This window comes from Billgrantia gudaonensis (assembly GCF_900100195.1).
Lineage (GTDB): Bacteria > Pseudomonadota > Gammaproteobacteria > Pseudomonadales > Halomonadaceae > Halomonas > Halomonas gudaonensis.
The window spans coordinates 158,103-180,502 of record NZ_FNES01000006.1; the positions used below are offsets into that span (position 1 = coordinate 158,103).

The 22,400-nt window shown below is 65.3% G+C and carries 23 protein-coding genes; 18 read left to right on the forward strand and 5 right to left on the reverse strand.

The genetic code is table 11. From position 1 onward, the window contains the following. Positions 1 to 127 precede the first annotated feature (127 nt). From mobA to BLP96_RS09380, 7 genes are all read left to right on the forward strand, one after another. A complete protein-coding gene (gene mobA / locus BLP96_RS09350) occupies positions 128 to 721 on the forward strand; it encodes a molybdenum cofactor guanylyltransferase MobA (RefSeq protein WP_089685429.1) in 594 nt (197 codons plus the stop codon). Positions 722 to 729: 8 nt separating this feature from the next. Continuing rightward, the gene (gene mobB / locus BLP96_RS09355; protein WP_089685431.1) at positions 730 to 1,320 is read left to right on the forward strand and encodes a molybdopterin-guanine dinucleotide biosynthesis protein B; all 591 of its coding nucleotides are present in this window, start codon (positions 730 to 732) and stop codon (positions 1,318 to 1,320) included. Beyond that, positions 1,317 to 2,573 carry a molybdopterin molybdotransferase MoeA gene (gene moeA / locus BLP96_RS09360; protein ID WP_089685433.1) on the forward strand — a complete coding sequence of 419 codons (1,257 nt, stop codon included), beginning with the start codon at positions 1,317 to 1,319 and terminating at the stop codon, positions 2,571 to 2,573. Before mobB ends, moeA begins: the two co-directional genes overlap by 4 nt. 12 nt (positions 2,574 to 2,585) lie before the next feature. Beyond that, on the forward strand, positions 2,586 to 3,407 hold the full coding sequence (gene moaC / locus BLP96_RS09365) for a cyclic pyranopterin monophosphate synthase MoaC (protein WP_089685435.1): 822 nt from the start codon (positions 2,586 to 2,588) through the stop codon (positions 3,405 to 3,407). Positions 3,408 to 3,409: 2 nt separating this feature from the next. Next, positions 3,410 to 3,859 carry a molybdopterin synthase catalytic subunit MoaE gene (moaE, locus tag BLP96_RS09370; protein WP_089685438.1) on the forward strand — a complete coding sequence of 150 codons (450 nt, stop codon included), beginning with the start codon at positions 3,410 to 3,412 and terminating at the stop codon, positions 3,857 to 3,859. Positions 3,860 to 3,861: 2 nt separating this feature from the next. Further along, positions 3,862 to 4,854: a GTP 3',8-cyclase MoaA gene (moaA, locus tag BLP96_RS09375; RefSeq protein ID WP_089685440.1), complete on the forward strand. Its 993-nt coding sequence runs from the start codon at positions 3,862 to 3,864 to the stop codon at positions 4,852 to 4,854. 150 nt (positions 4,855 to 5,004) lie between these two features. Beyond that, entirely contained in the window at positions 5,005 to 5,295 is a 291-nt protein-coding gene (locus BLP96_RS09380) for an H-NS family histone-like protein (protein ID WP_089685442.1), read from the forward strand. 70 nt (positions 5,296 to 5,365) lie between these two features. Here BLP96_RS09380 and BLP96_RS09385 read toward each other — a convergent pair whose 3' ends face one another. Then, positions 5,366 to 6,958, reverse strand: coding sequence for a ribonuclease J (locus BLP96_RS09385; RefSeq protein WP_089685444.1), 1,593 nt, complete (start codon positions 6,956 to 6,958; stop codon positions 5,366 to 5,368). A gap of 266 nt (positions 6,959 to 7,224) precedes the next feature. On the opposite strand from BLP96_RS09385, the gene purU reads away from it, so the two are divergent. Together purU and BLP96_RS09395 are read left to right on the forward strand one after the other, a co-directional pair. Then, positions 7,225 to 8,079 carry a formyltetrahydrofolate deformylase gene (purU, locus tag BLP96_RS09390; RefSeq protein ID WP_089685446.1) on the forward strand — a complete coding sequence of 285 codons (855 nt, stop codon included), beginning with the start codon at positions 7,225 to 7,227 and terminating at the stop codon, positions 8,077 to 8,079. A gap of 21 nt (positions 8,080 to 8,100) precedes the next feature. Then, entirely contained in the window at positions 8,101 to 8,772 is a 672-nt protein-coding gene (locus BLP96_RS09395; protein ID WP_089685448.1) for an energy-coupling factor ABC transporter permease, read from the forward strand. Between the two features lie 3 nt (positions 8,773 to 8,775). Here BLP96_RS09395 and dinB read toward each other — a convergent pair whose 3' ends face one another. Together dinB and lexA are read right to left on the reverse strand one after the other, a co-directional pair. Next, a complete protein-coding gene (gene dinB / locus BLP96_RS09400) occupies positions 8,776 to 9,822 on the reverse strand; it encodes a DNA polymerase IV (protein ID WP_089685450.1) in 1,047 nt (348 codons plus the stop codon). Positions 9,823 to 9,882: 60 nt separating this feature from the next. Then, positions 9,883 to 10,527 (reverse strand): transcriptional repressor LexA, encoded by a 645-nt coding sequence (gene lexA, locus BLP96_RS09405; protein WP_089685452.1) that lies wholly within the window; start codon positions 10,525 to 10,527, stop codon positions 9,883 to 9,885. Positions 10,528 to 10,716: 189 nt separating this feature from the next. Between lexA and BLP96_RS09410 the strand changes: the two genes are divergently transcribed. The 4 genes from BLP96_RS09410 to BLP96_RS09425 all read left to right on the forward strand — a co-directional run bounded on the left by BLP96_RS09410 (position 10,717) and on the right by BLP96_RS09425 (position 13,622). Then, entirely contained in the window at positions 10,717 to 11,385 is a 669-nt protein-coding gene (locus BLP96_RS09410; protein WP_089685553.1) for a TetR/AcrR family transcriptional regulator, read from the forward strand. Beyond that, positions 11,385 to 11,903, forward strand: coding sequence for a L,D-transpeptidase (locus BLP96_RS09415; protein ID WP_089685455.1), 519 nt, complete (start codon positions 11,385 to 11,387; stop codon positions 11,901 to 11,903). Before BLP96_RS09410 ends, BLP96_RS09415 begins: the two co-directional genes overlap by 1 nt. 67 nt (positions 11,904 to 11,970) lie before the next feature. Beyond that, on the forward strand, positions 11,971 to 12,984 hold the full coding sequence (gene nagZ / locus BLP96_RS09420; RefSeq protein WP_089685457.1) for a beta-N-acetylhexosaminidase: 1,014 nt from the start codon (positions 11,971 to 11,973) through the stop codon (positions 12,982 to 12,984). 59 nt (positions 12,985 to 13,043) lie between these two features. Continuing rightward, positions 13,044 to 13,622, forward strand: coding sequence for a hypoxanthine-guanine phosphoribosyltransferase (locus BLP96_RS09425; RefSeq protein ID WP_089685459.1), 579 nt, complete (start codon positions 13,044 to 13,046; stop codon positions 13,620 to 13,622). Between the two features lie 137 nt (positions 13,623 to 13,759). Here BLP96_RS09425 and BLP96_RS09430 read toward each other — a convergent pair whose 3' ends face one another. Next, positions 13,760 to 15,460, reverse strand: coding sequence for an AMP-binding protein (locus BLP96_RS09430; protein WP_089685461.1), 1,701 nt, complete (start codon positions 15,458 to 15,460; stop codon positions 13,760 to 13,762). 84 nt (positions 15,461 to 15,544) lie between these two features. Then, complete coding sequence (locus BLP96_RS09435; RefSeq protein WP_089685463.1) at positions 15,545 to 15,991, reverse strand: MerR family transcriptional regulator; 447 nt, start codon at positions 15,989 to 15,991, stop codon at positions 15,545 to 15,547. Positions 15,992 to 16,217: 226 nt separating this feature from the next. On the opposite strand from BLP96_RS09435, the gene BLP96_RS09440 reads away from it, so the two are divergent. The 5 genes from BLP96_RS09440 to BLP96_RS09460 all read left to right on the forward strand — a co-directional run bounded on the left by BLP96_RS09440 (position 16,218) and on the right by BLP96_RS09460 (position 22,332). Then, positions 16,218 to 17,384 (forward strand): acyl-CoA dehydrogenase family protein, encoded by a 1,167-nt coding sequence (locus tag BLP96_RS09440; protein WP_089685465.1) that lies wholly within the window; start codon positions 16,218 to 16,220, stop codon positions 17,382 to 17,384. Between the two features lie 19 nt (positions 17,385 to 17,403). After that, a complete protein-coding gene (locus BLP96_RS09445; protein WP_089685466.1) occupies positions 17,404 to 18,558 on the forward strand; it encodes an enoyl-CoA hydratase/isomerase family protein in 1,155 nt (384 codons plus the stop codon). 54 nt (positions 18,559 to 18,612) lie between these two features. After that, positions 18,613 to 19,515, forward strand: a complete 903-nt coding sequence (mmsB, locus tag BLP96_RS09450; protein ID WP_089685468.1) for a 3-hydroxyisobutyrate dehydrogenase — start codon at positions 18,613 to 18,615, stop codon at positions 19,513 to 19,515. A gap of 67 nt (positions 19,516 to 19,582) precedes the next feature. Next, a complete protein-coding gene (locus BLP96_RS09455; protein WP_089685470.1) occupies positions 19,583 to 20,974 on the forward strand; it encodes an MATE family efflux transporter in 1,392 nt (463 codons plus the stop codon). 176 nt (positions 20,975 to 21,150) lie between these two features. Further along, positions 21,151 to 22,332, forward strand: coding sequence for an acyl-CoA dehydrogenase (locus BLP96_RS09460; RefSeq protein WP_089685471.1), 1,182 nt, complete (start codon positions 21,151 to 21,153; stop codon positions 22,330 to 22,332). Positions 22,333 to 22,400: the final 68 nt, after the last annotated feature.

A 22,400-nucleotide genomic window follows, 5' to 3' on the forward strand; every position in this document is an offset into this window, starting at 1 on the left:
TACCCTTTAGCGGTGCTTCGTCTCCATGTTCGATGATCGTCGTCATGGCGCGTCGTGGCAGGCATGGCACGGCGAAGCTGCGTCAGGCATCATGATTGCAACGCCATAGGGGCGAGCGAGGGCATTGATGGATCCGCGACAAGAGGTGACCGGCCTGATACTCGCCGGAGGACGGGGGCGCCGCATGGGCGGGTGCGACAAGGGGCTGGAGCCCTTTGCCGGACGGCCGCTGGTAGCCCATGTTCGCGAACGCTTGGTGGGGGAAGTGGCGGCGGTTTGGATCAACGCCAATCGTCATCTTGCCGAGTACGCAGCATGGGCCGAACGCGTGGTGAGCGACCGCGAGCCCGACTTCCAGGGTCCCCTCATGGGCATTCACAGTGGCCTGTGCGTGGCTGGAACTCCCTGGGTGCTGGTGGTTCCCTGCGATAGCCCGGCCTTGCCGGTCGATCTGGTACCACGCCTGGTGGCGGGTGTCGGCGGGGGCGACATCGCCGTGGCCCATGACGGCGAGCGGCTGCATCCCGTGGTTGCATTGATACGCACGTCGCTTGCCGAGGACCTCGCCGCCGCCCTGAGCGATGGCGAGCGCAAGATCGACCGCTGGTATGCCCGCCATGCCTGGCGCTCGGTGGATTTCAGCGACTGTCCGGAAACCTTTGCCAATCTCAATACCCGGGATGAGAAACAGCGCCTCGAGGCGCGCCTGAGCGAGGAGTGACGACTGCCATGAGTGCCGTGATCGACGCTTCCCTACCGTTCGATGATGCCCTGCCGCTGCTCGGCATCGCTGCCTGGAGCGGCACCGGCAAGACGACCCTGCTCGAGCAGCTGTTGCCACGGCTGACCGAACGTGGCCTGCGGGCGGCGGTGATCAAGCATGCCCATCACGCTTTCGACATCGATCAGCCGGGCAAGGATAGCCATCGCCTGCGCTGCGCCGGTGCTTCGCCGATGCTGATCGCCTCGCGGGCGCGCCTGGCACTGATGATGGAAACGCCGGACCAGACCGAGGCCGACCTGGCGCAATTGATCGAGATGATCCGCCCCCAGCACCCGGACCTGGTGCTGGTCGAGGGATTCAAGGCGTGGCCGCTGCCCAAGCTGGCGCTGCACCGCGAGGCGCTGGGCAAGCCGCTGCGCGTGGACGATGACCCTTGGATCAGGGCCGTGGCCAGCGCCGAGCCGCTGTCGTTGCCGGCGGGCGTCGAGGCGCTGGATCTCGACGACCTCGAAGCGATCGCCGACTGGGTGGCTGCCTGGCCGACCCGCTGGCCCAGCGAGCAGGTCCCTCGCGGGGTCGTGGAGGCAGGGGCATGAGCCTGTCCTGTTTCGACCTTGGCGAGCGCATGCTGAGCGTTGCGGAGGCGCGAGCGGCGACGGCAAGCTTGGTCGCAGCACCTCTGCCGTCCGAGTGGGTGCCGTTGGCGGCCCTCCATGGCCGCGTGCTCGCTGAGTCGCAGGTATCGCCCATCGACGTGCCGCAGAATACCAATGCGGCCATGGACGGCATCGCCCTGTCCTGGCCGGAGCGAGGGACGCTACCGGCCAGTTGGTCGCTGGTCGGCGAAGTACTGGCTGGCCACCGCCACGAGGCGGCGCTGGCCGCTGGCGAGTGCGTGCGCATCACTACCGGTGCGCCGCTGCCTGCCGGGGCAGACACCGTTGTCATGCGCGAACAGCTCGACGAGCGGGACGGCGGCGTTCGGATTCATCGCGCGGAGTGCGTGCGGCGTGGCCAGAACGTTCGCATGGCCGGCGAAGACATCGCCCGCGGCGCCACGGCATTGACTGCCGGAACGCGTCTCGGGGCCGCCGAGCTCGGCTTGCTGGCCTCGTTGGGCGTGGCCGGGGCCAGCGTGCATCGGCGTGCCCGCGTAGCGATCTTCTCCACCGGCGACGAAGTGACGGCGCCCGGCGAAGAGCTACCCCCGGCCGGCATCTTCGATGCCAACCGCTTCTCGCTGCGTGGCCTGGTCACCGAGCAGGGTGCGGAGGTTCTCGATCTGGGCATCCTCCCCGACGATCGGCAGCGCATCGTCGCGGCCTTGGCCGAGGCGGCCCACCAGGCCGATCTGGTGATCACCAGCGGTGGCGTATCGGTCGGCGAGGCGGACCGGGTGCGGGGAGCGCTGCAGGAAGTCGGCGAGCTGGGTTTCTGGAAGATCGCCATGCGTCCCGGCCGGCCGCTGGCGTGCGGACGGCTGGGAAGCTTGGCCACTCCTTTCTTCGGATTGCCGGGCAATCCGGTCGCCGCCATGGTCACCTTCCTGCAGTTCGTGGCACCGCTGCTGTGGCGTTTGCAGGGGAGTACCGAACCGCAGCCGCGGCGCCTCACGGCTCTGGCCGAAGAGTCGCTGGCCAGCCGCGCAGGACGCGTGGATTTCCTGCGCGGTCGCTTGCGTAGCGATACCGAAGGGCGGCTGTGGGTGTGCAGTACCGGCCGGCAAGGCTCCGGCATTCTGTCTTCCATGGTGGCCGCGGACTGCCTGATCGAGATCGACCCCGAGCGAGCCGGGGTCGCCGCCGGCGATCCCGTCACCGTGCAACCGTTATCCGATGACCTTTGTTGAGGCGTTGCCGACATGACCCTGACCCATCTCAATCAACGCGGCGAAGCCCATATGGTGGACGTCGCCGACAAGCCCGAGAGTCGCCGTGAAGCGACCGCTTCGGGGCAGATCACCATGCAGCCGGCGACCCTGGCTCTGCTCGCCGAGGGGAGTCTGCCCAAGGGTGACGTGCTCGCCACCGCTCGCATTGCCGGCATCCAGGCCGCCAAGCGCACCCACGAACTGATTCCGTTGTGCCATGCGCTGCCGCTTTCCAAGGTGAGCGTCGATTTCCGCCTCGACGAGGCGAATTCGCGGGTCGAGGTGAGCGCCACTTGCCGTCTCAACGGACGCACCGGCGTGGAGATGGAGGCCTTGACCGCTGTCTCCGTGGCATGCCTGACGCTCTACGACATGTGCAAGGCGGTGGACAAGGACATGGAGATCGGTGCCATTCGCTTGGAGGCCAAGAGCGGTGGCCGCTCCGGCGACTACCGCCGCGATGCGGGGGGAGCCGTGGCGCCGCCCGAAGCGCCGATCGTTACCGGAGAGGGGGCGGCCGGCGAAGTGTCCGTGGGCCTGCGCTGCGATCTGGAATCGCCCTGCGTGCGCGTCAAGTGCCTGGCCGAACTGCGCGAGAGTCTTGGCGTCAGCGAGCTCAGCGTGGCCCTCGACGATCTGCCCACGGCTGACGTCGGCGGCCTCAAGGCCGCGCTGATCGAGCGCGACCCGAGATTCTCTCGGCTTTCGGAAGGTCGCGTTCTGTGCGCCGTCAATCAAGTCATGGCGGTGGACGCCACGCCGATCACCGACGACGATGAAGTGGCCTTCTTCCCGCCGGTCACGGGAGGCTGAGCATGATCCGGGTACAGCAGGCGTCCTTCGATGCCGGCGAGGAACAGCGGGCATTGCTCGCGGGACGAACGGACATCGGGGCCGTGGTGAGCTTCACCGGATTGGTCCGCGACTTCAACGAGCGACCGGAGGTGATCGCTCTCACCCTTGAGCACTATCCGGGAATGACCGAAGCCGCTCTCGGCGAAATCGTGAGCGAAGCCGAGCGGCGTTGGTCGTTGCAAGGCGTCAGCGTGATCCATCGGGTTGGACGGCTGGCCCCCGGTGATCCTATCGTATTGGTAGTCGTGGCCAGTGAGCACCGACGCCAGGCCTTCGAGGCCTGCGATTTCATCATGGACTATCTCAAGACTCGCGCGCCATTCTGGAAAAAGGAGCACAGCGCCAGTGGCGATTATTGGGTCGCCGAGCGCGAGTCCGATCAACGGGATGCCAGTCGCTGGGAGAGGTGAGCATGGAGTCAGAGCTGATCGATGACTTCGGACGACGCGTCCGTTACGTGCGACTGTCCGTCACGGACCGCTGCGATTTTCGCTGTGTCTACTGCATGAGCGAGGAGATGACCTTCCTGCCGCGAGCCCAGGTGCTCACGCTCGAGGAACTGGCCACCGTGGCGCGTGCGTTCGTCGAGCTGGGGGTGGAAAAGGTTCGCCTCACGGGCGGGGAGCCGTTGGTCCGACGCAACATCGGCAAGCTCGTCACGGAGATCGGCGCCCTTCCCGGGCTCAAGGACTTTGCCATGACCACCAATGGCGCCGGGCTCGCAAAGCAGGCCGTGAGCCTGCGAGAGGGAGGGTTGCAACGGCTCAACATCAGCCTCGACTCCCTCGACCCGGAACGTTTTCGTCGGCTGACCCGCACTGGTGATCTCAGCCGCGTACTGGCGGGCATCCGTGCGGCTCGCGATGCGGGTTTCGAGCGAATAAAGCTCAACGCCGTCATCCTCAGGGGGCGCAATGATGACGAGGTGCTGGATCTGGTCGATTTCGCACGCGACGAGGATCTGGACATCAGTTTCATCGAGGAGATGCCACTGGGGGACGTCTCCGATCATTCCCGAGCCGAAACCTTCTGCTCCAGCGATGACGTACAGGCGATGATCGAACGGCGCTATTCGTTGCTGCCCACGACGGAAAGTTCGCTGGGACCTTCGCGCTATTTCCGCATGCCCGACAGTGCATCACGGATCGGTTTCATCTCCCCGCATAGCCACAATTTCTGTGCCAGCTGCAACCGCGTTCGCGTTACCGTGGAAGGGCGGCTGTTGCTGTGCCTGGGCAATGAACACTCCGTGGACCTTCGGGCGGTGTTGCGTCGCTATCCGGGAGATATGGATGCGCTCAAGGAAGCCATCGTCAGAGCCATGCCGCTCAAGCCGGAGCGGCACCATTTCACCACTGACGGCGACGTTCAGGTCGTGCGCTTCATGAACATGACCGGAGGTTGAACTCTCAGGTTTTTTCCCACCTTTGGCTGACAGAGTAGAAACGTGCAGTATTTTTTTGCTGGCTTTTTCTTGCCAAGGTGGTTCCAACGCATATACTTTTGGTGAGAAAGTCGTCAGATTCTCTCGTCGTTTCCTGCATGGAGGAGACCAATGTCCAGCGAAACTCTGGAGCGTATCGCCCGCAACAAGAACGTGGCCCGAGCGGCAGCTCGCCAATTGAGCATGGAGCAGTTGCACAAACTCTCCGACGTGATTGGCGAGGTCATCGAGCTGAAGAAGGAAGAAGAGAAACGCCGTGAGCAGGAAGAGGCGGACAAGGAAAGGAAGCTGGCCGAGATTCGCGAGGCCATGCAGGATGCCGGTCTCTCCGTGGAGGATCTGGTGGGAGAGCCGCCGCGCCGCCGCCGTGGCCGGCCACCCAAGAATGCCAACGGCAGCTGATACCAGACTGTCGGCGTGGGTCGAGTATGAACGGGGGTCAATCCTGGAGATTGGCCCCCGTTGCGTAGGGTCAGGACGACGTGCCGAAAACCGGGGATTCCATCGCCATCAGTTGCAGGTGAACGTCGGGAAGCTGACGCAGACGCTCGCTCAGCCAGGCGGTGATGAGGGGCTGTAGCTGCTGGCGCAATTCGGCGAGGGTTTCGGCTGGCAGTGCCTCGAGCCGTTCGTCCAGCCAGTCGCTGAAGTCGTCTTCGTCCAGAGGCCGCATGTGGTGGGCATCGAACATCAGGCGGCCCAGGCGGGTCCAGCCCGTGCCGGTGGCAGCGACCGGGATCGCCAGATAGAGGGTTCCGTGGCGCGAAGAGCCGCGATCGGCGGCCAACCCGGGGAGGAGAGCGACGCTGTCCTGGCTGACGATGCAGGGGCGTTGGGGGTGGCGTGAGACCCGACTCAAGCCATCGCCATCGAGGCGGATCAGGTCGCCATTCACCGGACTGAGCGGTGCGCGGATGCCCAGCTCTTCGGCGAGACGGCAATGCGCCCGTTGATGACGAGCTTCGCCGTGGACCGGGAGCAGGTAACGCGGTTTGACCCAGTCATACAGCGTGCGCAGTTCATCTTGAGCGGGATGGCCTGAGGCATGTAGCTCGGGGTGATTGAATTCGTCCCAGATGGTCACCCCGAGCTGGCGCAAACGGTGCTTGAGACGCTCGATGAGCGGCTCGTTGCCGGGGATCGCCTTGGCCGAAAAGATCACGGTATCGCTGGGCAGCAGTTCCAAGCTGGCGTGGCGGCCGCTGGCCAGCCGGTTCAGGGCCGCGCGCGGCTCGCCCTGGCTGCCGGTGGCGATCACCAGTACCTCGTGCGGTGGGAGGTAGCCGAGATCCCGAACCGGCACCAGCGGCGGCATGTCGTCGAGATAGCCGAGGCCCCGTGCCACGCTCACCATGCGTTCCATGGCTCGCCCCATCAGGCTGATTCGGCGGCCGCTGTGCTCGGCTGCCCGGGCCACGGCAAGCAAGCGTGCCAGGTTGCTGGCAAAGCAGCTCACCACGACGCGTCCGGTGCAGTCGGCGAGGGTTCGCTCCAGGGCGCGGGCAACGTCGCCTTCGCTGCGCGAATGGCCAGGAATGGGAGCATTGGTGGAGTCGCCTACCACCAGATCGATGGGTGCCAAGGCGCTTAGTCGGCTCCCGTTCACCGGGGCGCCGATGAGCGGCTCGGGGTCGAGTTTCCAATCCCCGGTATGCAGTACGCGGTAATTTCCAGCGGCGATCAGCAACGCACAGCTCTCGGGGATGGAGTGGGTGAGCGGCACGAATCGGACCGTGAAGGCCCCGCACGTCAGAGCCTCGTCGGGGTCGATCACCTGGATGGCATCGGTGGACAGCCCGCGTTCCATGAACTTGGCGCGCAACAGGCCGGCGGCCAGCGGCGTGGCATGAATGGGGCAGCCCCATTGCGGCCACAGCCAGGCGGTCGCGCCGATGTGGTCCTCATGGCCGTGGGTGATGAGCAAGGCATCGGGGATGATTTCGAGCGTCTCCAGCGTCTCGACGCTGGGCACCTGCAGTGGCGTATCGGGTAGATCCTGGCGCAGCATCATGCCGCAGTCGACGGCCACCCAGGTGTCATCGAAGCCATAGAGCCCAAGGTTCATGCCGATCTCTCCGCAGCCGCCCAGGGGCAGGTAATGAAGCGGTGGGCGGCGGCGGGGGCGGATCGTCACGCGGGGTGGTCGCATCGGCATGTCAGTGGTCTAATCGTGGGACTTTCACTATACGGGATGGCCCGGAGCCTCCACAATCCGGCCGGCTCTCCCAGGCCGCATTCGGCGGAGATTCCCTCGGGCCGGCCGCTGCCATGACACTGGCAACTTCGCTACAATGCCTGACCGATTTCCCGAACTGCGCAGCGTAGGCCGTCATGTCCCATTACTATCGCCTGGTCGTTTCCTGTCCCGATCGTCGCGGCATCGTGGCGCGCGTTTCCGGCTTCATCGCCGGTCACGGCGGCTCCATCACCGAGGCGAGCCAGCACTCGGACCTGGAGACCGGGCGCTTCTTCATGCGTTACGAGATCCTTGCCGATTCCATCGGCATGACTGGCCAAGAGTTGCGTGATGCCTTCGAGCCGGTGGCACGAGAATTCGACATGCAGTGGGCGCTGCGCGATACCCGACATCCTCCACGTGTGGTGGTGATGGCGTCGCGTGAACGCCACTGTCTCGTGGACCTGCTGTATCGCTGGACGGCCGGGGAGCTCGAAGGCGACATCGTCGGGGTGATCTCCAATCACGACGACATGCGCAGTCTCGTGGAGTGGCATGGCTTGCCCTATCATCACGTTCCCGTGCCCAGCGACGACAGGGCATCCGCCTTTGCCGAGGTCGAGCGTCGCATCGAGGCACTCGGGGCGGACACCGTCGTGCTCGCTCGCTACATGCAGATTCTGCCGCCGGCGGTGTGCCAACGCTATGCGGGCCGGGTGATCAACATTCACCACAGTTTTCTGCCTTCGTTCGCCGGGGCACGACCCTATCATCAGGCGCATGCCCGCGGCGTCAAGCTGATTGGTGCGACCTGCCACTACGTCACCGAAGAGCTGGATGCCGGCCCCATCATCGAGCAGGACATCCATCGCGTCAGTCATTGCCATACGGCCGACGACCTGGTGCGCTTCGGGCGCGACGTGGAACGCGCCGTGCTCGCGCGCGGACTGCGCTGGCACCTGGAAGATCGCGTGCTGATTCACGGCAACAAGACGGTGGTGTTTGCCTGATACCGCCGCTGGAGGAGGGGAGTGACGTTCGCCGAGAACCTGCTCGAGCCCTGGCTGCTCATCCTGGCCGGCCTGGCGTCGGCCGGCATGCTGGGCCTGGCCATGGCCCAGCGTCCGTGGCGGGCGTTGCTGGCCGACACCGGCCTGCAGCACCGGTGGCTCGCCGCGACGGTGGCCGTTCTGCTGCTATGGCAGCTGCGTGCCCAGGCGGTGGACTGGCTGAGCCTGCACCTGATGTTCACGGCGCTGTTGACCCTGGTCTTCAAGGCGCCGCTGGCGCTGGCGACCAATCTCATCGTCAATCTCTGCCTGGTGGCGCTCGGTAGCGCGGCTTGGCCGCTACTGGGCGTCAACGTGCTGATCACCGGCATCGTACCGGCCGTGGTCACGATACTGATATGGCGCGTAGTCGACCGTTTCCTGCCGGATAACCTGATGGTCTTCCTGTTCGTGTGCGGTTTCTTCGGGGCCGCTCTGGCAACCCTGGGCACCGGGCTTGCCGGGCTGGGGCTGGTGATGCTCGGTGCCACGGATCCCGAGGCGATCCATCTGGCGCGGGAATACGCGCTCTTCCTGCCATTGCTGATGCCCTCCGAGGCATTCATCACCGGCATGCTGATGAGCATTCTGATGGTCTACCACCCGAGCTGGGTGGCGACGTTCAACGATCATCGCTACATCGATACGAAGTGACGTCTACAGCGGCAGTGTCAACTGGCGCCTGGCATCTTCGGAAACGAGCCTCACGCCGACGCCGAGCAGGCGCACGGGGCGCTGGCGTCGCACCCAGGCCTGGTCGAGCAGGTCGAGGAAGCCGGACAGGGCGGGTTCGCCGCTGCGTTCCTCCAGAGTGGTGAGGCGAAAGTCGTCGCAGCGCAGCTTGACGAAACGGCCGGCCACCGGCGGATGCCCGTGACGGGCCAGGCGCGCCTCGAGACGTTCGCATAGCGGCGCCAACGCCTCACGGCAGTGGTGCAGGTCGGGCAGGTCGCGAGCGAAGGTGGTCTCGACGCTCACCGACTTGCGCTCGCGTTCGACTCGAACCGGGCGGTCGTCGATGCCGCGGGCGAGTTCATGGAGCCGGCGGCCGAACTTGCCGAACTCCTTGATCAGGCGTTCGAGCGGCTGGCGCTCGAGGTCGGCGCAGGTCTCGATGGCCAGCGCCTCGAGTCGCGCCGCGGTGGCGGGTCCCACGCCATGCAGCTTGGTCACCGGCAGCTGGCGTACGAAGGCACTCACCCGCTCGGGCGGGATCACCGTCAGGCCGTCGGGTTTCTCCCAGTCGCTGGCGATCTTGGCCAGGAACTTGCTCGGGGCCACGCCCACCGAGACGGTGATCCCGGTACGTGACAGGCACTCCTGCTTGAGCCACTGGGCCATCCAGGTGGCGCTACCGGCAAAACGCGTGACGTCGCTGACATCCAGGAAGGCTTCATCCAGCGAGAGCGGCTCTACCAGCGGCGTGAGTTCGTGGAAGACCGCTTGAATCTGCAGCGAGACTCGGCGGTACTTGTCGAAGTTGCCGGGCAGCAGCGTCAGATGGGGGCAGAGGCGCAGCGCCCGAGCCGTGGGCATGGCAGAGTGGATGCCGTACTCACGGGCCGGGTAGTTGCAGGTGGCGATCACCCCACGCTGCTCGGCACGACCGCCGATCGCCAGCGGTACCTCGCGCAGCCGCGGGTCGTCACGCATCTCCACCGCGGCGTAGAAGCAGTCGCAGTCGGCGTGAAGGATCTTCCTCAAGGCGCTCGCCTCTAAACCAGAACGCGTACCGAGCACGATTCGGGCGTGCCGGGCAAGTGCCTACCCCAGGGCGGTACCATTGCCACCACGGATCACCCCGACACCGATGCCTTCGATCTCCAGCGCCTGGTGGCGCAGATCCACCTCGATGGGCGAAAACTCTGCGTTCTCGGCAGCCAGCGTCACTCGGTGGCCGTGGCGGTGGAAGCGCTTGACGGTCACTTCGTCTTCGAGGCGAGCGACCACGATCTGTCCGTCGCGCACCTGATCGGTACGGTGTACGGCCAGCAGGTCGCCCTCCAGGATGCCGGCCTCTTTCATGGAAAGACCGCGCACCTTGAGCAGATAGTCGGCTCTCGGGGTGAAGAAGTCGGGGGGAAGCGGGCAATAGCGGTCGATGTGTTCGGCGGCGAGCACCGGGCTTCCGGCGGCGACCTCGCCGATGATCGGCAGCCCTTCGCTGGGCGCTTCCTGAGTCGGCTCGGGGTCGGCGAGCGGCAGGCGGATGCCTCTGGAGGTGCCGCGCATCACACGAATGACTCCCTTGCGCTCCAGGGCGCGCAGGTGTTCTTCCGCCGCATTGGGTGAGCGAAATCCCAGCGCGCGGGCGATCTCGGCCCGGGTGGGAGGGTAGCCCAGCTCGTTCATCGTCTTGACGATGAAGTCGAAGACGTGCTGCTGGCGTGGAGTGAGGGAGCGAGTCATACGACCTCCGGCAAACGCGGTTTCATTGGTCAAGTATACAGCATGGAAGTTCATCCAGTAAGTCTGCAAACGCTCGCTGGAAATAATGGCGTTTCAAACGCCCCAGTCCAAGCTTGCGTTAGGAGAGCGCCTGTGTTTTCGTAAGGTTCCCTGATGTTTCAAACAATCGTTTCCATCGAGGCTCGGACCATGGCTCAGACCGACACCGTCACGCGCATTCTCGATACGGCCGAGGTGCTGTTCGCCGAACGGGGGTTCGCCGAAACGTCGTTGCGCACCATCACCAGCAAGGCGAGGGTCAATCTGGCGGCGGTGAACTACCATTTCGGCTCCAAGAAAGCGCTGATCCAGGCGGTTTTCTCACGTTACCTCGATCCTTTTACCGAACGTTTCCATGGCGTGCTGGACGACCTCGAAGCGCGCCATGCCGGCGGTGTCATCCCTCTCGAGGAACTGCTCGAATCCATGGCCCGGACGGTGCTGGAGGTCCCCGCCGAGCGGCACAGCCTCAAGGTGTTCATGAAACTGCTGGGACTGGCCTATAGCCAGGCTCAGGGGCACCTGCGTCGCTACATCCAGGAGGAATACGGCAGCGTGTTCATGCGTTTCACCGAGCTGGTGCGCCGCGCCACGCCCGAACTGCCCGATTCGGAGCGTTTCTGGCGTCTGCATTTCGTGCTCGGCACGGTGATCTTCACGCTTTCGGGCCTCGATGCGCTGCGCGACATCGCCGAGAAGGACTACGGCGAACACGTCACGGTGCGCGATCTCATTCGACGACTGCGTCCGGTGGTGGTGGCCGCGTTGAACGCGCCGCTGCCCGAGGCTCCGGTGGCCAGCCACGCCGAGGCGAGCTGATGCGCACCCCGTGTCTCGAGGCGCTGCCGCCGGCTGACGGGCCCTGGCTGGAGATCGATGTGTCGGCTCAGCGCCTGTGGGTATGGCATGGCGAGGTAGCGGGTGCCGAATATGCGGTGTCCACCGGCGAAGCCGGCGCTGGTCAGCAGGAGGGTAGCGGCCAGACCCCGCTCGGTTGGCACTACGTACGGGCGGCCATTGGCGACGGGGAGCCATCCGGCGCCGTCTTTCGCGGTCGTCGTGCCACCGGCGAGGTGTACAGCGACGCTCTGGCCGCAGCCCATCCGGGACGCGATTGGGTGCTCACCCGGATTCTCTGGTTGTGCGGTCTGGAACGCGGCGTCAATCGCGGGGGAAGCGTCGACAGCCAGCGTCGCTACATCTATCTGCATGGCACGCCGCCCAGCGAGCCCATGGGCGAGCCCCACTCGCACGGCTGCGTGCGCCTGCGCGACGAAGATCTGCTGGCACTGTTTGCCATCGCCGTGCCGGGAACTCCGGTGTGGCTTCACGACTGAGGCTTGTCGCTGACAGCGGCGTCTCGCTGGGCTAGAATCGTCCTCCTTCCGGCGAAGGTACCCCACCATGACTCATTCCCTAGGCCCGGTGATTCTCGATCTGGAGGGCATCCGGCTGACGACGGATGAGCGCCAGCTGTTGATGCGCCCCGAGGTGGGTGGCGTGATACTGTTCGCGCGCAACGTCGAAACGGCCCGGCAGGTACGCGAGCTGTGCGATACCATTCGGCGCCTACGTCCTGAGCTGCTACTCGCCATCGATCAGGAGGGCGGTCGCGTGCAGCGCCTGCGCCAGGGCGTGACCCGCCTGCCGGCCATGGGGCGCATCGGCCGCGATTTTGCCGTGGCGCCGGAGGTCACCCTGCGTCTGTGCCGCGATGCGGGATGGCTGCTCGGAATGGAGATGGCCGCCTGCGGCCTGGACGTCACCTTCGCGCCGGTGCTCGACGTGGACGTGGGGCTTTCCAGCGTGATCGGCGATCGCAGCTTCGGCGCCGATCCCGATGCCGTGGCCGCTATGGGCCATGCCTTCGTCACCGGCCTTCACGAGGCGGGCATGGCTGCCGTCGGGAAGCACTTCCCCGGCCATGGCGGCGTGGCTGCCGATTCCCATCACGAAGTGCCGGTGGACGATCGCCCGTTCAGCGAGTTGAAGAGCCGGGACCTGGTGCCTTTCACCGCTTTGGCCGGTCAGCTCGATGCCATCATGCCGGCGCATGTGATCTATCCGGATTTCGACGCCCGGCCCGCCGGCTTCTCGCCTGGCTGGCTGGGCATGCTGCGCGAGTCGCTGGGTTTCAAGGGCACGCTGTTTTCCGACGACCTGGGGATGGCCGGCGCCGGGGTGGTCGGGGGGCCGTCCGAGCGCGCCCGGGCGGCGCTCGAGGCCGGTTGCGATGCCGTGTTGGTGTGCAATGACCGCCAGGCGGCTCTCGAGGTGATGGATGCCTGCGTCGGACGTCGCTTCAAGCCGGCGTCTCGCCTTCGCTATGGCCGTGCCCGTCCAGAACTCGACACTCTCGAAGCCCTCAGCCGCTGGCGTCGCGTGCACGCCCGCCTCGAGGCCATGGCCGGGCACTGAGATCGCCATGGCCGCCAACGTTTCGCCATCCGACAGACGACCCAACACGAGTCCACTGCATGTCCAAGCTCGACCTCGATCTTCCCGATTCCCTGGCCACCATGCGCGAGGTCATGGAGACCGCCGACTGCCTGATCACCCATCAGGAAGTCGAGCGCGCCCTCGACCGCATGGCCGACGAGATCACCCGTGACCTGGGCGACCGCTTACCGGTCTTCTACTGCGTGATGAACGGTGGGTTGATTACCACCGGCCACCTGCTCACCCGGCTGGGCTTTCCGCTCGAGGTCGACTATCTGCACGCCACGCGCTATCGCGGCGGCATCCGTGGCGGTGAGTTGTTCTGGCGCGTCTCGCCGGAAATCCCCATGGCCGGTCGTCACGTGGTGATCGTCGACGACATCCTCGACGAAGGGGCGACGCTCGCCGCCATTCTCGAATATTGTCGCGATGCCGGTGCGGCGAGCATTTCCACCGCGGTGCTGGTCGACAAGCGCCATGACCGCAAGGCAGTGCCCGGGCTCGAAGCCGACTACTGCAGCCTGCAGGTCGCCGACCGCTACGTGTTCGGCTTCGGCATGGACTACAAGGGCTACTGGCGCAATGCGCCGGGGATCTTTGCGCCCAAGGGGTTGTAACCGCCCCTTCGGGGCGAGCTGTAAGCCTTGAGCCGTAAGCTATAAGAAACCCCACGCGCCTGACGTGAACTGCACCCCGAAAGCTGGACACCCAATCCAACCTTCGGGGTTTTTCTTACCGCTTAAAAGCCTACAGCTTAAGCCAATCCCAGCTCGTGGGTGGCTTCCTCGCGCATCTTGAACTTCTGGATCTTGCCGGTGACGGTCATCGGGAATTCGTCGACGAACTTCACGTAGCGCGGAATCTTGTAGTGGGCGATCTGGCCCTTGCAGAATTCCTTGAGCTCGTCGGCGGTGAGCTGCTGGCCGTCGCTGAGCTTGACCCAGGCCATCACTTCCTCGCCGTACTTCTCGTCGGGTACGCCGATCACCTGGACGTCGGAGATGGCGGGATGGGTATAGAGGAAGTCTTCGATCTCGCGCGGGTAGATGTTCTCGCCGCCGCGGATGATCATGTCCTTGATGCGTCCGACGATCGCCACGTAACCCTCGTCGTCCATGGTGGCCAGATCGCCGGTGTGCATCCAGCGGGCTTCGTCGATGGCCTTGTTGGTGGCCTCTTGGTTGTTCCAGTAGCCCAGCATCACGCTGTAGCCCCGCGTGCACAGTTCTCCGGTCTCGCCACGCGGCACCACGGCGCCGGTTTCGGGGCTGACCAGTTTCACCTCCAGGTGCGGATGGATGGTGCCCACGGTGGTGACGCGCTTCTCCAGCGGGGCATCGGTCTGGGTCTGGAAGCTAACCGGGCTGGTCTCGGTCATGCCGTAGCAGATGGTGACGTCTTCCATGTGCATCTTGTCGATCACCTGGCGCATCACCTCGATGGGGCAGATCGACCCGGCCATGATGCCGGTGCGCAGATGGGAGAGATCGAAGCGGGAGAAGTCCGGATGCTCCAGCTCGGCGATGAACATGGTGGGCACGCCATACAGAGCGGTGGCCTTCTCTTCCGACACAGCGCGCAGCGTGGCCTCGGGCTCGAAACCGTCACCGGGGTAGATCATGGTGGCACCGTGGGTCACGCAGCCCAGGTTGCCCATCACCATGCCGAAGCAGTGGTAGAGCGGAACCGGGATCACCAGGCGGTCCTTCTCCGTGAAGCCCATGGTGCGCGCCACGAAGAAGCCGTTGTTGAGGATGTTGTGATGCGACAGGGTGGCGCCCTTGGGCGCCCCGGTGGTGCCGGAGGTGTACTGGATGTTGATCGGTTCGTCGAACTGCAGCGTGGCTTGCACCTCGGCCAGGTGCTCGGCGGAGACTTCGTCGGCATGCGCAAGCATGCTCTCCCAACTGAACATGCCGGTGAGCGCGCGGTCGCCGTCCAGGCAGATCACGCGCTCGAGTTCGGGTAGCTTGGCACTGGAGAAAGTGCTCGGGGCACCGTCGCGCAGCTCTGGAGCCAGCTCGGCCAGAGTCGCCACGTAGTCGGAGCTCTTGAACGCGCCCTGCAGGATCAGCGTGGAAGTACCGGACTGTCGCAGTGCGTACTCCAGCTCATGGGTGCGATAGCTGGGGTTGATGTTGACCAGGATGGCGCCGATCTTGGCGGTGGCGAACTGGGTGATGGTCCACTCGGCGCAGTTGGGCGACCAGATGCCCACGCGGTCTCCTTTCTTCACGCCCAGCGCGATCAGGGAGCGAGCGGCGGTATCCACGGCATCGCGAAGTTCACGCCAGGTGTAGCGCAGACCCTGATGGAGGCTCAGCAGGGCGTCGCCGTTGGGAAAGCGCGCCACCGTCTCATCGAAGCAGTCACCGATGGTCTGCCCCTTGAGAGGCGTGTCGCTGATCCCGCTGACGTAGCTGTTGTGATCCTTGTGAGCGTCTTGGCGTGTCATTGCTGTTACCCATCTTGTTGTGGCGAATGTGTAGAGGCGAAGGACGTCATCCCGGGGCCGTGCCGGCAATGCAGCGACGCAGCGTCAGGCTCCCTGGCGAGCCAGGCGGTCGAGCACCTCGCGGGCCCGGCTCTCGACGTCATCGAGTTCACGCTGCATCAAGCGAATGTCTTCCAGCTGGCGTTCCATGTTGGCGCGCTTCTCGCCCAGGATTTCCAGCAGACGCTTGAGCTGTCGGGCGTTGCCGTCCGGCATGGCGTCGTACATCTCGATGACTTCGCGAATCTCGGCGAGCGAGAAGCCCAGGCGCTTGCCGCGCAGGGTGAGCTTGAGGCGCACCCGGTCTTTCTCGTGATAGACCCGCGTCTGGCCGCGGCGCTCGGGTGCCAGTAGCCCTTCCTGCTCATAGAAGCGGATGGTGCGCGGGGTCACCTCGAACATTCGCGCCAGTTCGCCGATGGAATAGGTGCGCCGCTGGCGCGGAAGGCTGCCGCTGACCGAAGAGGTGACGTCGGGACTGGAGGTGCTCATCGCTGCTGTCCTGTAGCCGGGTGGTGCGCCGTGTGGCTGTCCACCATCGTATTCGCAACACTAGACGACGTTGACGTTAACGTAAAGTGGTTGTCGACTAAGGGTGGTGTGCGCTAAAACCTAGCAAGTGCTAGGTTGGCTTGCATCGAGCCAGCGCTGCGGTGGTGGCCCTGTCGCCGACCATGACGCTTTCGTCTCCACGCCGTAACCAAAGAGGATGCCCCCGATGGATTTTTCCCTGACCGATGACCAGAAGGCGCTCGTCCAGGCCGCTGCGGATTTCTCCCAGGCAGAATTGGCCGAGCATGCCGCCGAATGGGATGCGACGTCGCACTTTCCGGTCGATGTCATACGTCGCGCCGGCGAAGCGGGTCTGCTGGGCATTTACATTCCCGAGGAACGCGGCGGCCTGGGGCTGTCACGCCTGGACGCCTCGCTGATCTTCGAGCAGCTTTCTCAAGGGTGCATCGCCACGACAGCCTATCTTACCATCCACAACATGGTGGCATGGATGGTGGCGAGCTGGGGCAGCGAAGCGCTGCGCGAGGCCTGGGTCGAGCGTCTGGTCAGCGGTGAGTGCCTGGGCTGCTACTGCCTCACCGAACCCGGCTCGGGGTCGGATGCCGCCAGTCTGCGTACCAAGGCCGTGCGCGACGGAGACGACTACGTCATCACCGGCTCCAAGATGTTCATCTCCGGCGCCGGGGCCAACGACGTGCTGGTGGTGATGGCGCGAACCGGCGAACCCGACAGCGGCGCCGGCGGGGTGTCGGCGATTCTGGTGCCCGCCGATGCCACCGGCATCGAATACGGCAAGAACGAAGACAAAATGGGCTGGAAGAGCCAACCCACGCGCTTGATCAGCTTCGACGGCGTGCGCGTGCCGGTAGGCAACCGCCTGGGCGAGGAGGGCGAGGGATTCAAGCTGGCCATGAAAGGGCTCGACGGCGGTCGCCTGAACATCGCCAGCTGTTCGCTGGGGGCGGCTCAGCACGCCCTGACGCTCGCTCGCAACTACATGACAGAACGCAAGCAGTTCGGCCGCGAACTGGCCGGCTTCCAGGCGCTGCAGTTCAAGCTGGCCGACATGGCCACCGAACTCACTGCGGCACGCCTGATGGTTCGCCACGCCGCCTGGCGGCTCGATCAGGGCGACCCCGAAGCCACCGTTCACTGCGCCATGGCCAAGCGCTTCGCGACCGACATGGGCTTCGACGTGTGCAACGAAGCGTTGCAGATCCACGGCGGTTACGGTTATCTCAGGGAGTTTCCGCTGGAGCGCATGGTGCGCGACACTCGAGTGCACCAGATCCTCGAGGGCACCAACGAGATCATGCGTGTGATCGTGGCCCGCCGCCTGCTGGCGGATGGCGTGATCGAAGCGCTGCAATGACAATCAGGAGAGAACGAGCATGACGGATCTTGCGGTCATCTTCGATGAACTGCCCACTCGCGACGGTGGCCGAATCGGCGTGGCCACGCTCAACGCGCCCAAGTCGCTCAATGCCCTGTCGCTGGAGATGGCACGGCAGCTCGATGCCAAGCTGGATGCCTGGGCGGTGGATCGCAGTGTCGTGGCGGTGTGGCTGGAAGGAGCGGGCGACAAGGCCTTCTGCGCCGGCGGCGACATCGTGGCGCTCTACCGCTCCATGACCGAGGAGGGCGAGAACCGCGGCGCCGGTCGCGACAGCGTCTTTGCCGAGACCTATTTCACCACGGAGTACCGGCTCGATTACCGCATTCACTCCTATCCCAAGCCGCTGCTGGTGTGGGGTGACGGCATCGTCATGGGAGGCGGTCTCGGGCTGATGTCCGGCGCTTCTCAACGGCTGGTCACCGAAACCACGCGCATCGCCATGCCGGAGATATCGATCGGGCTCTATCCAGACATTGGAGCCAGTTGGTTCCTCAATCGCATGCCGCCGGGAGTGGGTGCCTATCTCGGCCTCACCGGGGCGCAGCTCAATGCACGCGACGCTCTGGACCTGGGCATGGCGGACCGCTTCGTGCCCCGCGAGCGGCGCGATGCATTGCTGGATGCCTTGACTGCGGCCGACTACGGCAACCGCTCGCCGGCAGCGCTGCGAGCCGCCGTGCAGGCGGTGCTCGATGCGCACGAGTCCCGTGAAGCGGCACCGGCCGGGCAGGTATGGCCACTCCTCGATCATATCCAGCGGTTGGTGGGACGCGTCGACGCTGCCAGTGCCGTGCAGCGGATTCTCGCCGATGACTGCGATGGCGAGTGGCTCGCCGCCAACCGAGCGCGCCTCGCTGCCGGCAGCCCGCTTTCGGCACAGCTGGTGTGGCGCATGCTCGAGCGTCACCGTCATACCAGTCTGGCCGAGGCTTTCCGCGACGAGCTCTCGCTCTCCGTGCAGTGCTGCCGTCAGGGCGACATCGCCGAGGGGGTGAGGGCACTGCTGATCGACAAGGACAAGAGCCCCCGGTGGCGACATGCGGATGCCGCCAGCGTACCGGAGGAGGACGTCCAGGCGATGATGACGCCATTGTGGTCGGACGAGGAGAATCCGCTGCGCGACCTGGGCAGCGGTCATCGCGTCGGCTGATGGCGGCGACGCGACGCCACACGCATTTGCCACGACAAGACAGGAGCTACATCAATGAAAATCGCCTTCATCGGACTGGGCAACATGGGGGCCCCCATGGCCACCAACCTGGTCAAGGCCGGGCATGACGTCCATGTCTTCGACCTGGTCGAGGGAGCCGTCAAGGCACTGGAAGCCGAAGGTGCGACGCGCGGCGAAAGCGCCCAGGCCGTGGCGCGCGGAGCCGAGGTGGTCATCTCCATGTTGCCGGCGGGCGCCCACGTTCGCGGTCTCTACCTGGGCCGTGACGGGGAGGTCGGCCTGTTCGACGCCCTCGACGGCAAGCCGCTGATCGTCGACGCTTCGACCATCTCGCCGGAAGACGCCCGTCACGTTGGCGCGGCCGCCGCCGAGCGCGGTCTCACCTATCTGGATGCCCCGGTCTCGGGCGGCGTGGGCGGTGCCAAGGCCGGCACCTTGACCTTCATCGTCGGGGGCGTCGAGGCCGGTTTCGAGCAGGCTAGGCCGGTGCTCGAGAACATGGGCAAGAACATCTTCCATGCGGGCCCGGTCGGCGCCGGACAGGTCGCCAAGATCTGCAACAACATGCTGCTGGGGATTCTGATGAGCGGCACTGCCGAGGCCCTGGCTCTAGGCGTGAAGAACGGCATGGATCCGGCGGTGCTCTCCGAAATCATGAAGCAGAGCAGCGGTGGCAATTGGGCGCTCAATGTCTACAATCCCTGGCCGGGCGTCATGGAGGGCTCGGCGGCTTCCCGCGACTATCAGGGCGGCTTCCTCACCGACCTCATGGCCAAGGATCTAGGGCTCGCCTGGGAGCTGGCGCTGGGCAGCAAGGCGACAGTGCCGATGGGGTCGCAGGCGCGCAACCTGTTCGCGCTGCACAGCGCCCAGGGGAGCGGCCAACTCGATTTCTCCAGCATCCAGAAGCTGTATCGAGCTGGGGAAGAGGGCTGACCCTGTCTTTGGCAGCTCATCGCGAAACGGGCACAATCGGGTGCCCGTTTCGCCGTCGAGAGTCCGAATGAGCGCCCGCACGCCTGCTACCCCTGCCGCTTCCCGCCGTCCTGCCCGCCGCGATCTGCTCGAAGGTCCCATCGCCGTCACCCTGCTGCGCAAGAGCCTGCCGGTCGTCGGCGGCATGATCGCCATGATGAGCTTCAACCTCGTGGATGCCTGGTTCATCGCCCGGCTGGGTACCCAGCCACTGGCGGCGGTGTCTTTCACCTTTCCGGTGGTGTTCTCGGTGATCAGTCTGGCGATCGGTCTGGGCATCGGCACCTCGGCGGTGGTGGCGCGTCGCCTGGGACAGGGCGATCTGGCAACGGTGCGTCGCCGGGCCACCGATGCGGGCTTGCTCGCACTGGTCGTGGGCGTGGCGTTGACTCTCCTCGGGCTGGCTACGCTGGAGCCACTGTTTCGCCTGCTGGGAGCCGATGCGTCGCTGCTGCCGCACATACGCGACTACATGGGCATCTGGTACCTGGGTGCGGCGGCCTTGATTGTGCCACGGGTGCTCAACAGCGTGCTGCGTGCCCAGGGAAACACGCTGATACCCGGGCTCATGATGGCCCTGGCCGCCGCGCTCAACGGACTGCTCGACTGGCTGCTTATCTTCGGCGTGGGGCCGCTGCCGGCGCTGGGCGTCTCTGGGGCCGCCCTGGCCAGCGTGTGTAGCTGGGGGCTGATGGGCGTGGCACTGTGCTGTCAACGTGAACTGCGTGAGCTCATCGATCTCGCCGGCCTGACCCTGCATGGACTGGTCGAGTCCTGGCAGGAATTGTCGCGAATCGCCGTGCCGGCCGCCATCACCAGCGTCTTCACCCCGCTCGCCATGGCCATGATCACCCGCATCATGGCGCACCACGGGCATGCGGCGGTGGCGGCTTTCGGAGTCGGCACGCGCCTCGATGCCATCGCCCAGATCGCGGTGTTGGCGCTTTCGATGACGCTGCCACCGCTGGTCAGCCAGAACAGCGGTGCCGGGCAGGTCGACCGCGTGCGGCGTGCCGTCTTCGGCTGTTTCGCTTTCGTGCTGGTGTGGCAACTGGCGGTGTGGCTGCTGCTGCAAGGCCTCGCTCCCTGGCTGGTGGCAAGCTACGCCGAGGGGGCGGCCACGGCCGATGTGCTGCGAACCTTCCTGTGGTGGGTGCCGTTGGGGCTGGGGGCTCAGGGCGTGGTGATTCTGACGGTTTCCTCGCTCAATGCCCTGCACGAGCCGGGGCGTGCCATGCGGCTGTCGCTGATTCGGCTGTTCATCCTCAGCGTGCCGTTGGCCTGGCTGGGTGGCCGGCTCGCCGGGCCGAGCGGCGTTTTCCTCGGCATGTTGCTCGCCAATGGGCTGGTGGCGTTGGTGGCCTGGTGGCAGATCCGAGCTCGGCTGGCGGTGGCCGAACGGGTGGCGGCGACGCCGTAAAGTGATGTCGATTGCCGTGCTTGGCGAATGATTTCCTCTTCGACCCGTCCCCGGCATCCGTGCGTGCCCGGCTCCGGTCGCTTGCATGATCGCCGGGGCGGGTTGGCAGTGGAGCGGTTTTGCTCTACATTTAGTGAAAATATAGAAATTATTTGCCTGCCACCGAGGAGCCCGCCATGAGTTCGATCACCCCCGTCACCTGGGACGATCCCTTCCGCCTCGTCGACCAGCTCAGCGAAGAAGAGCGCATGGTCCACCAGACCGCCCAGGATTACAGCCAGGAGAAGCTGCTTCCCCGGGTGCTCGAGGCCAACCGTCACGAGATCTTCCATCGCGAAATCATGAACGAGATGGGCGAACTGGGTTTGCTGGGTGCCACCATCGACGGCTACGGCTGCGCCGGCCTCAACTACGTCAGCTATGGCCTGATCGCCCGTGAGGTGGAGCGCGTCGACTCCGGCTATCGCAGCGCCATGAGCGTGCAGTCGAGTCTGGTGATGTATCCCATCCACGCCTTCGGCAGCGAGGCGCAGCGCGAGAAATACCTGCCCAAGCTGGCCAGCGGCGAGTGGGTGGGGGCGTTCGGTCTCACCGAACCCGATCACGGCTCAGACCCGGGCGGCATGTCCACTCGCGCCATCCGCACCGATGGCGGCTGGCGTCTCAATGGCACCAAGACCTGGATCACCAATTCGCCCATCGCCGATGTCTTCGTGGTGTGGGCGCGGGACGACGAGGGCGTGATTCGCGGCTTCATTCTCGAGCAGGGCATGAAGGGGCTTTCCGCACCCAAGATCGAGGGCAAGTTCAGCCTGCGTGCTTCGGTCACCGGCCAGATCGCCATGCAAGACGTGGAAGTCTCCGATGAGGCACGTTTGCCGGGCGTGACCGGGCTCAAGGGGCCGTTCTCGTGTCTCAACCGGGCGCGCTACGGCATCGCCTGGGGCAGCATGGGCGCCGCTGAGGCCTGTTGGCACGCCGCCCGCCAGTACACCCTCGATCGCAAACAGTTCGGCCGTCCCCTGGCCGCCAACCAGCTCATCCAGAAGAAGCTCGCCGACATGCAGACCGAGATCGCCCTGGGCTTGCAGGCGGCGCTGCGCGTAGGGCGTATGATCGACGACGGCCAACTGGTGCCGGAGGCGATCTCGCTGATCAAGCGCAACAACTGCGGCAAGGCGCTGGACATCGCCCGGGTGGCGCGCGACATGCACGGCGGCAACGGTATCGCCGACGAGTACCACGTCATCCGTCACGTGATGAACCTGGAGGCGGTGAACACCTACGAGGGGACTCATGATGTCCACGCGTTGATTCTGGGTAGGGCACAGACCGGCATCCAGGCCTTTACTGGCTGACGGGTAGGCAACAGGAAACGAGTCTAACGAGAGGCGCTGGGAATAAGCCGAAGGGGAGGTCCTATGCC

Bases quoted from the DNA above. Each gene is read 5' to 3' on its own strand.
- moaA (WP_089685440.1), top strand. From the start codon at position 3,862: ATGGAGTCAGAGCTGATCGATGACTTCGGACGACGCGTCCGTTACGTG.
- BLP96_RS09440 (WP_089685465.1), top strand. From the start codon at position 16,218: ATGGATTTTTCCCTGACCGATGACCAGAAGGCGCTCGTCCAGGCCGCT.
- BLP96_RS09385 (WP_089685444.1), bottom strand. From the start codon at position 6,958: ATGAACCTTGGGCTCTATGGCTTCGATGACACCTGGGTGGCCGTCGAC.
- moaC (WP_089685435.1), top strand. From the start codon at position 2,586: ATGACCCTGACCCATCTCAATCAACGCGGCGAAGCCCATATGGTGGAC.
- BLP96_RS09455 (WP_089685470.1), top strand. From the start codon at position 19,583: ATGAGCGCCCGCACGCCTGCTACCCCTGCCGCTTCCCGCCGTCCTGCC.
- mobA (WP_089685429.1), top strand. From the start codon at position 128: ATGGATCCGCGACAAGAGGTGACCGGCCTGATACTCGCCGGAGGACGG.
- BLP96_RS09415 (WP_089685455.1), top strand. From the start codon at position 11,385: ATGCGCACCCCGTGTCTCGAGGCGCTGCCGCCGGCTGACGGGCCCTGG.
- moaE (WP_089685438.1), top strand. From the start codon at position 3,410: ATGATCCGGGTACAGCAGGCGTCCTTCGATGCCGGCGAGGAACAGCGG.
- BLP96_RS09445 (WP_089685466.1), top strand. From the start codon at position 17,404: ATGACGGATCTTGCGGTCATCTTCGATGAACTGCCCACTCGCGACGGT.
- nagZ (WP_089685457.1), top strand. From the start codon at position 11,971: ATGACTCATTCCCTAGGCCCGGTGATTCTCGATCTGGAGGGCATCCGG.
- lexA (WP_089685452.1), bottom strand. From the start codon at position 10,527: ATGACTCGCTCCCTCACTCCACGCCAGCAGCACGTCTTCGACTTCATC.
- purU (WP_089685446.1), top strand. From the start codon at position 7,225: ATGTCCCATTACTATCGCCTGGTCGTTTCCTGTCCCGATCGTCGCGGC.
- mmsB (WP_089685468.1), top strand. From the start codon at position 18,613: ATGAAAATCGCCTTCATCGGACTGGGCAACATGGGGGCCCCCATGGCC.
- BLP96_RS09380 (WP_089685442.1), top strand. From the start codon at position 5,005: ATGTCCAGCGAAACTCTGGAGCGTATCGCCCGCAACAAGAACGTGGCC.
- BLP96_RS09460 (WP_089685471.1), top strand. From the start codon at position 21,151: ATGAGTTCGATCACCCCCGTCACCTGGGACGATCCCTTCCGCCTCGTC.
- BLP96_RS09425 (WP_089685459.1), top strand. From the start codon at position 13,044: ATGTCCAAGCTCGACCTCGATCTTCCCGATTCCCTGGCCACCATGCGC.
- BLP96_RS09435 (WP_089685463.1), bottom strand. From the start codon at position 15,991: ATGAGCACCTCCAGTCCCGACGTCACCTCTTCGGTCAGCGGCAGCCTT.
- BLP96_RS09410 (WP_089685553.1), top strand. From the start codon at position 10,717: ATGGCTCAGACCGACACCGTCACGCGCATTCTCGATACGGCCGAGGTG.
- mobB (WP_089685431.1), top strand. From the start codon at position 730: ATGAGTGCCGTGATCGACGCTTCCCTACCGTTCGATGATGCCCTGCCG.
- BLP96_RS09430 (WP_089685461.1), bottom strand. From the start codon at position 15,460: ATGACACGCCAAGACGCTCACAAGGATCACAACAGCTACGTCAGCGGG.
- moeA (WP_089685433.1), top strand. From the start codon at position 1,317: ATGAGCCTGTCCTGTTTCGACCTTGGCGAGCGCATGCTGAGCGTTGCG.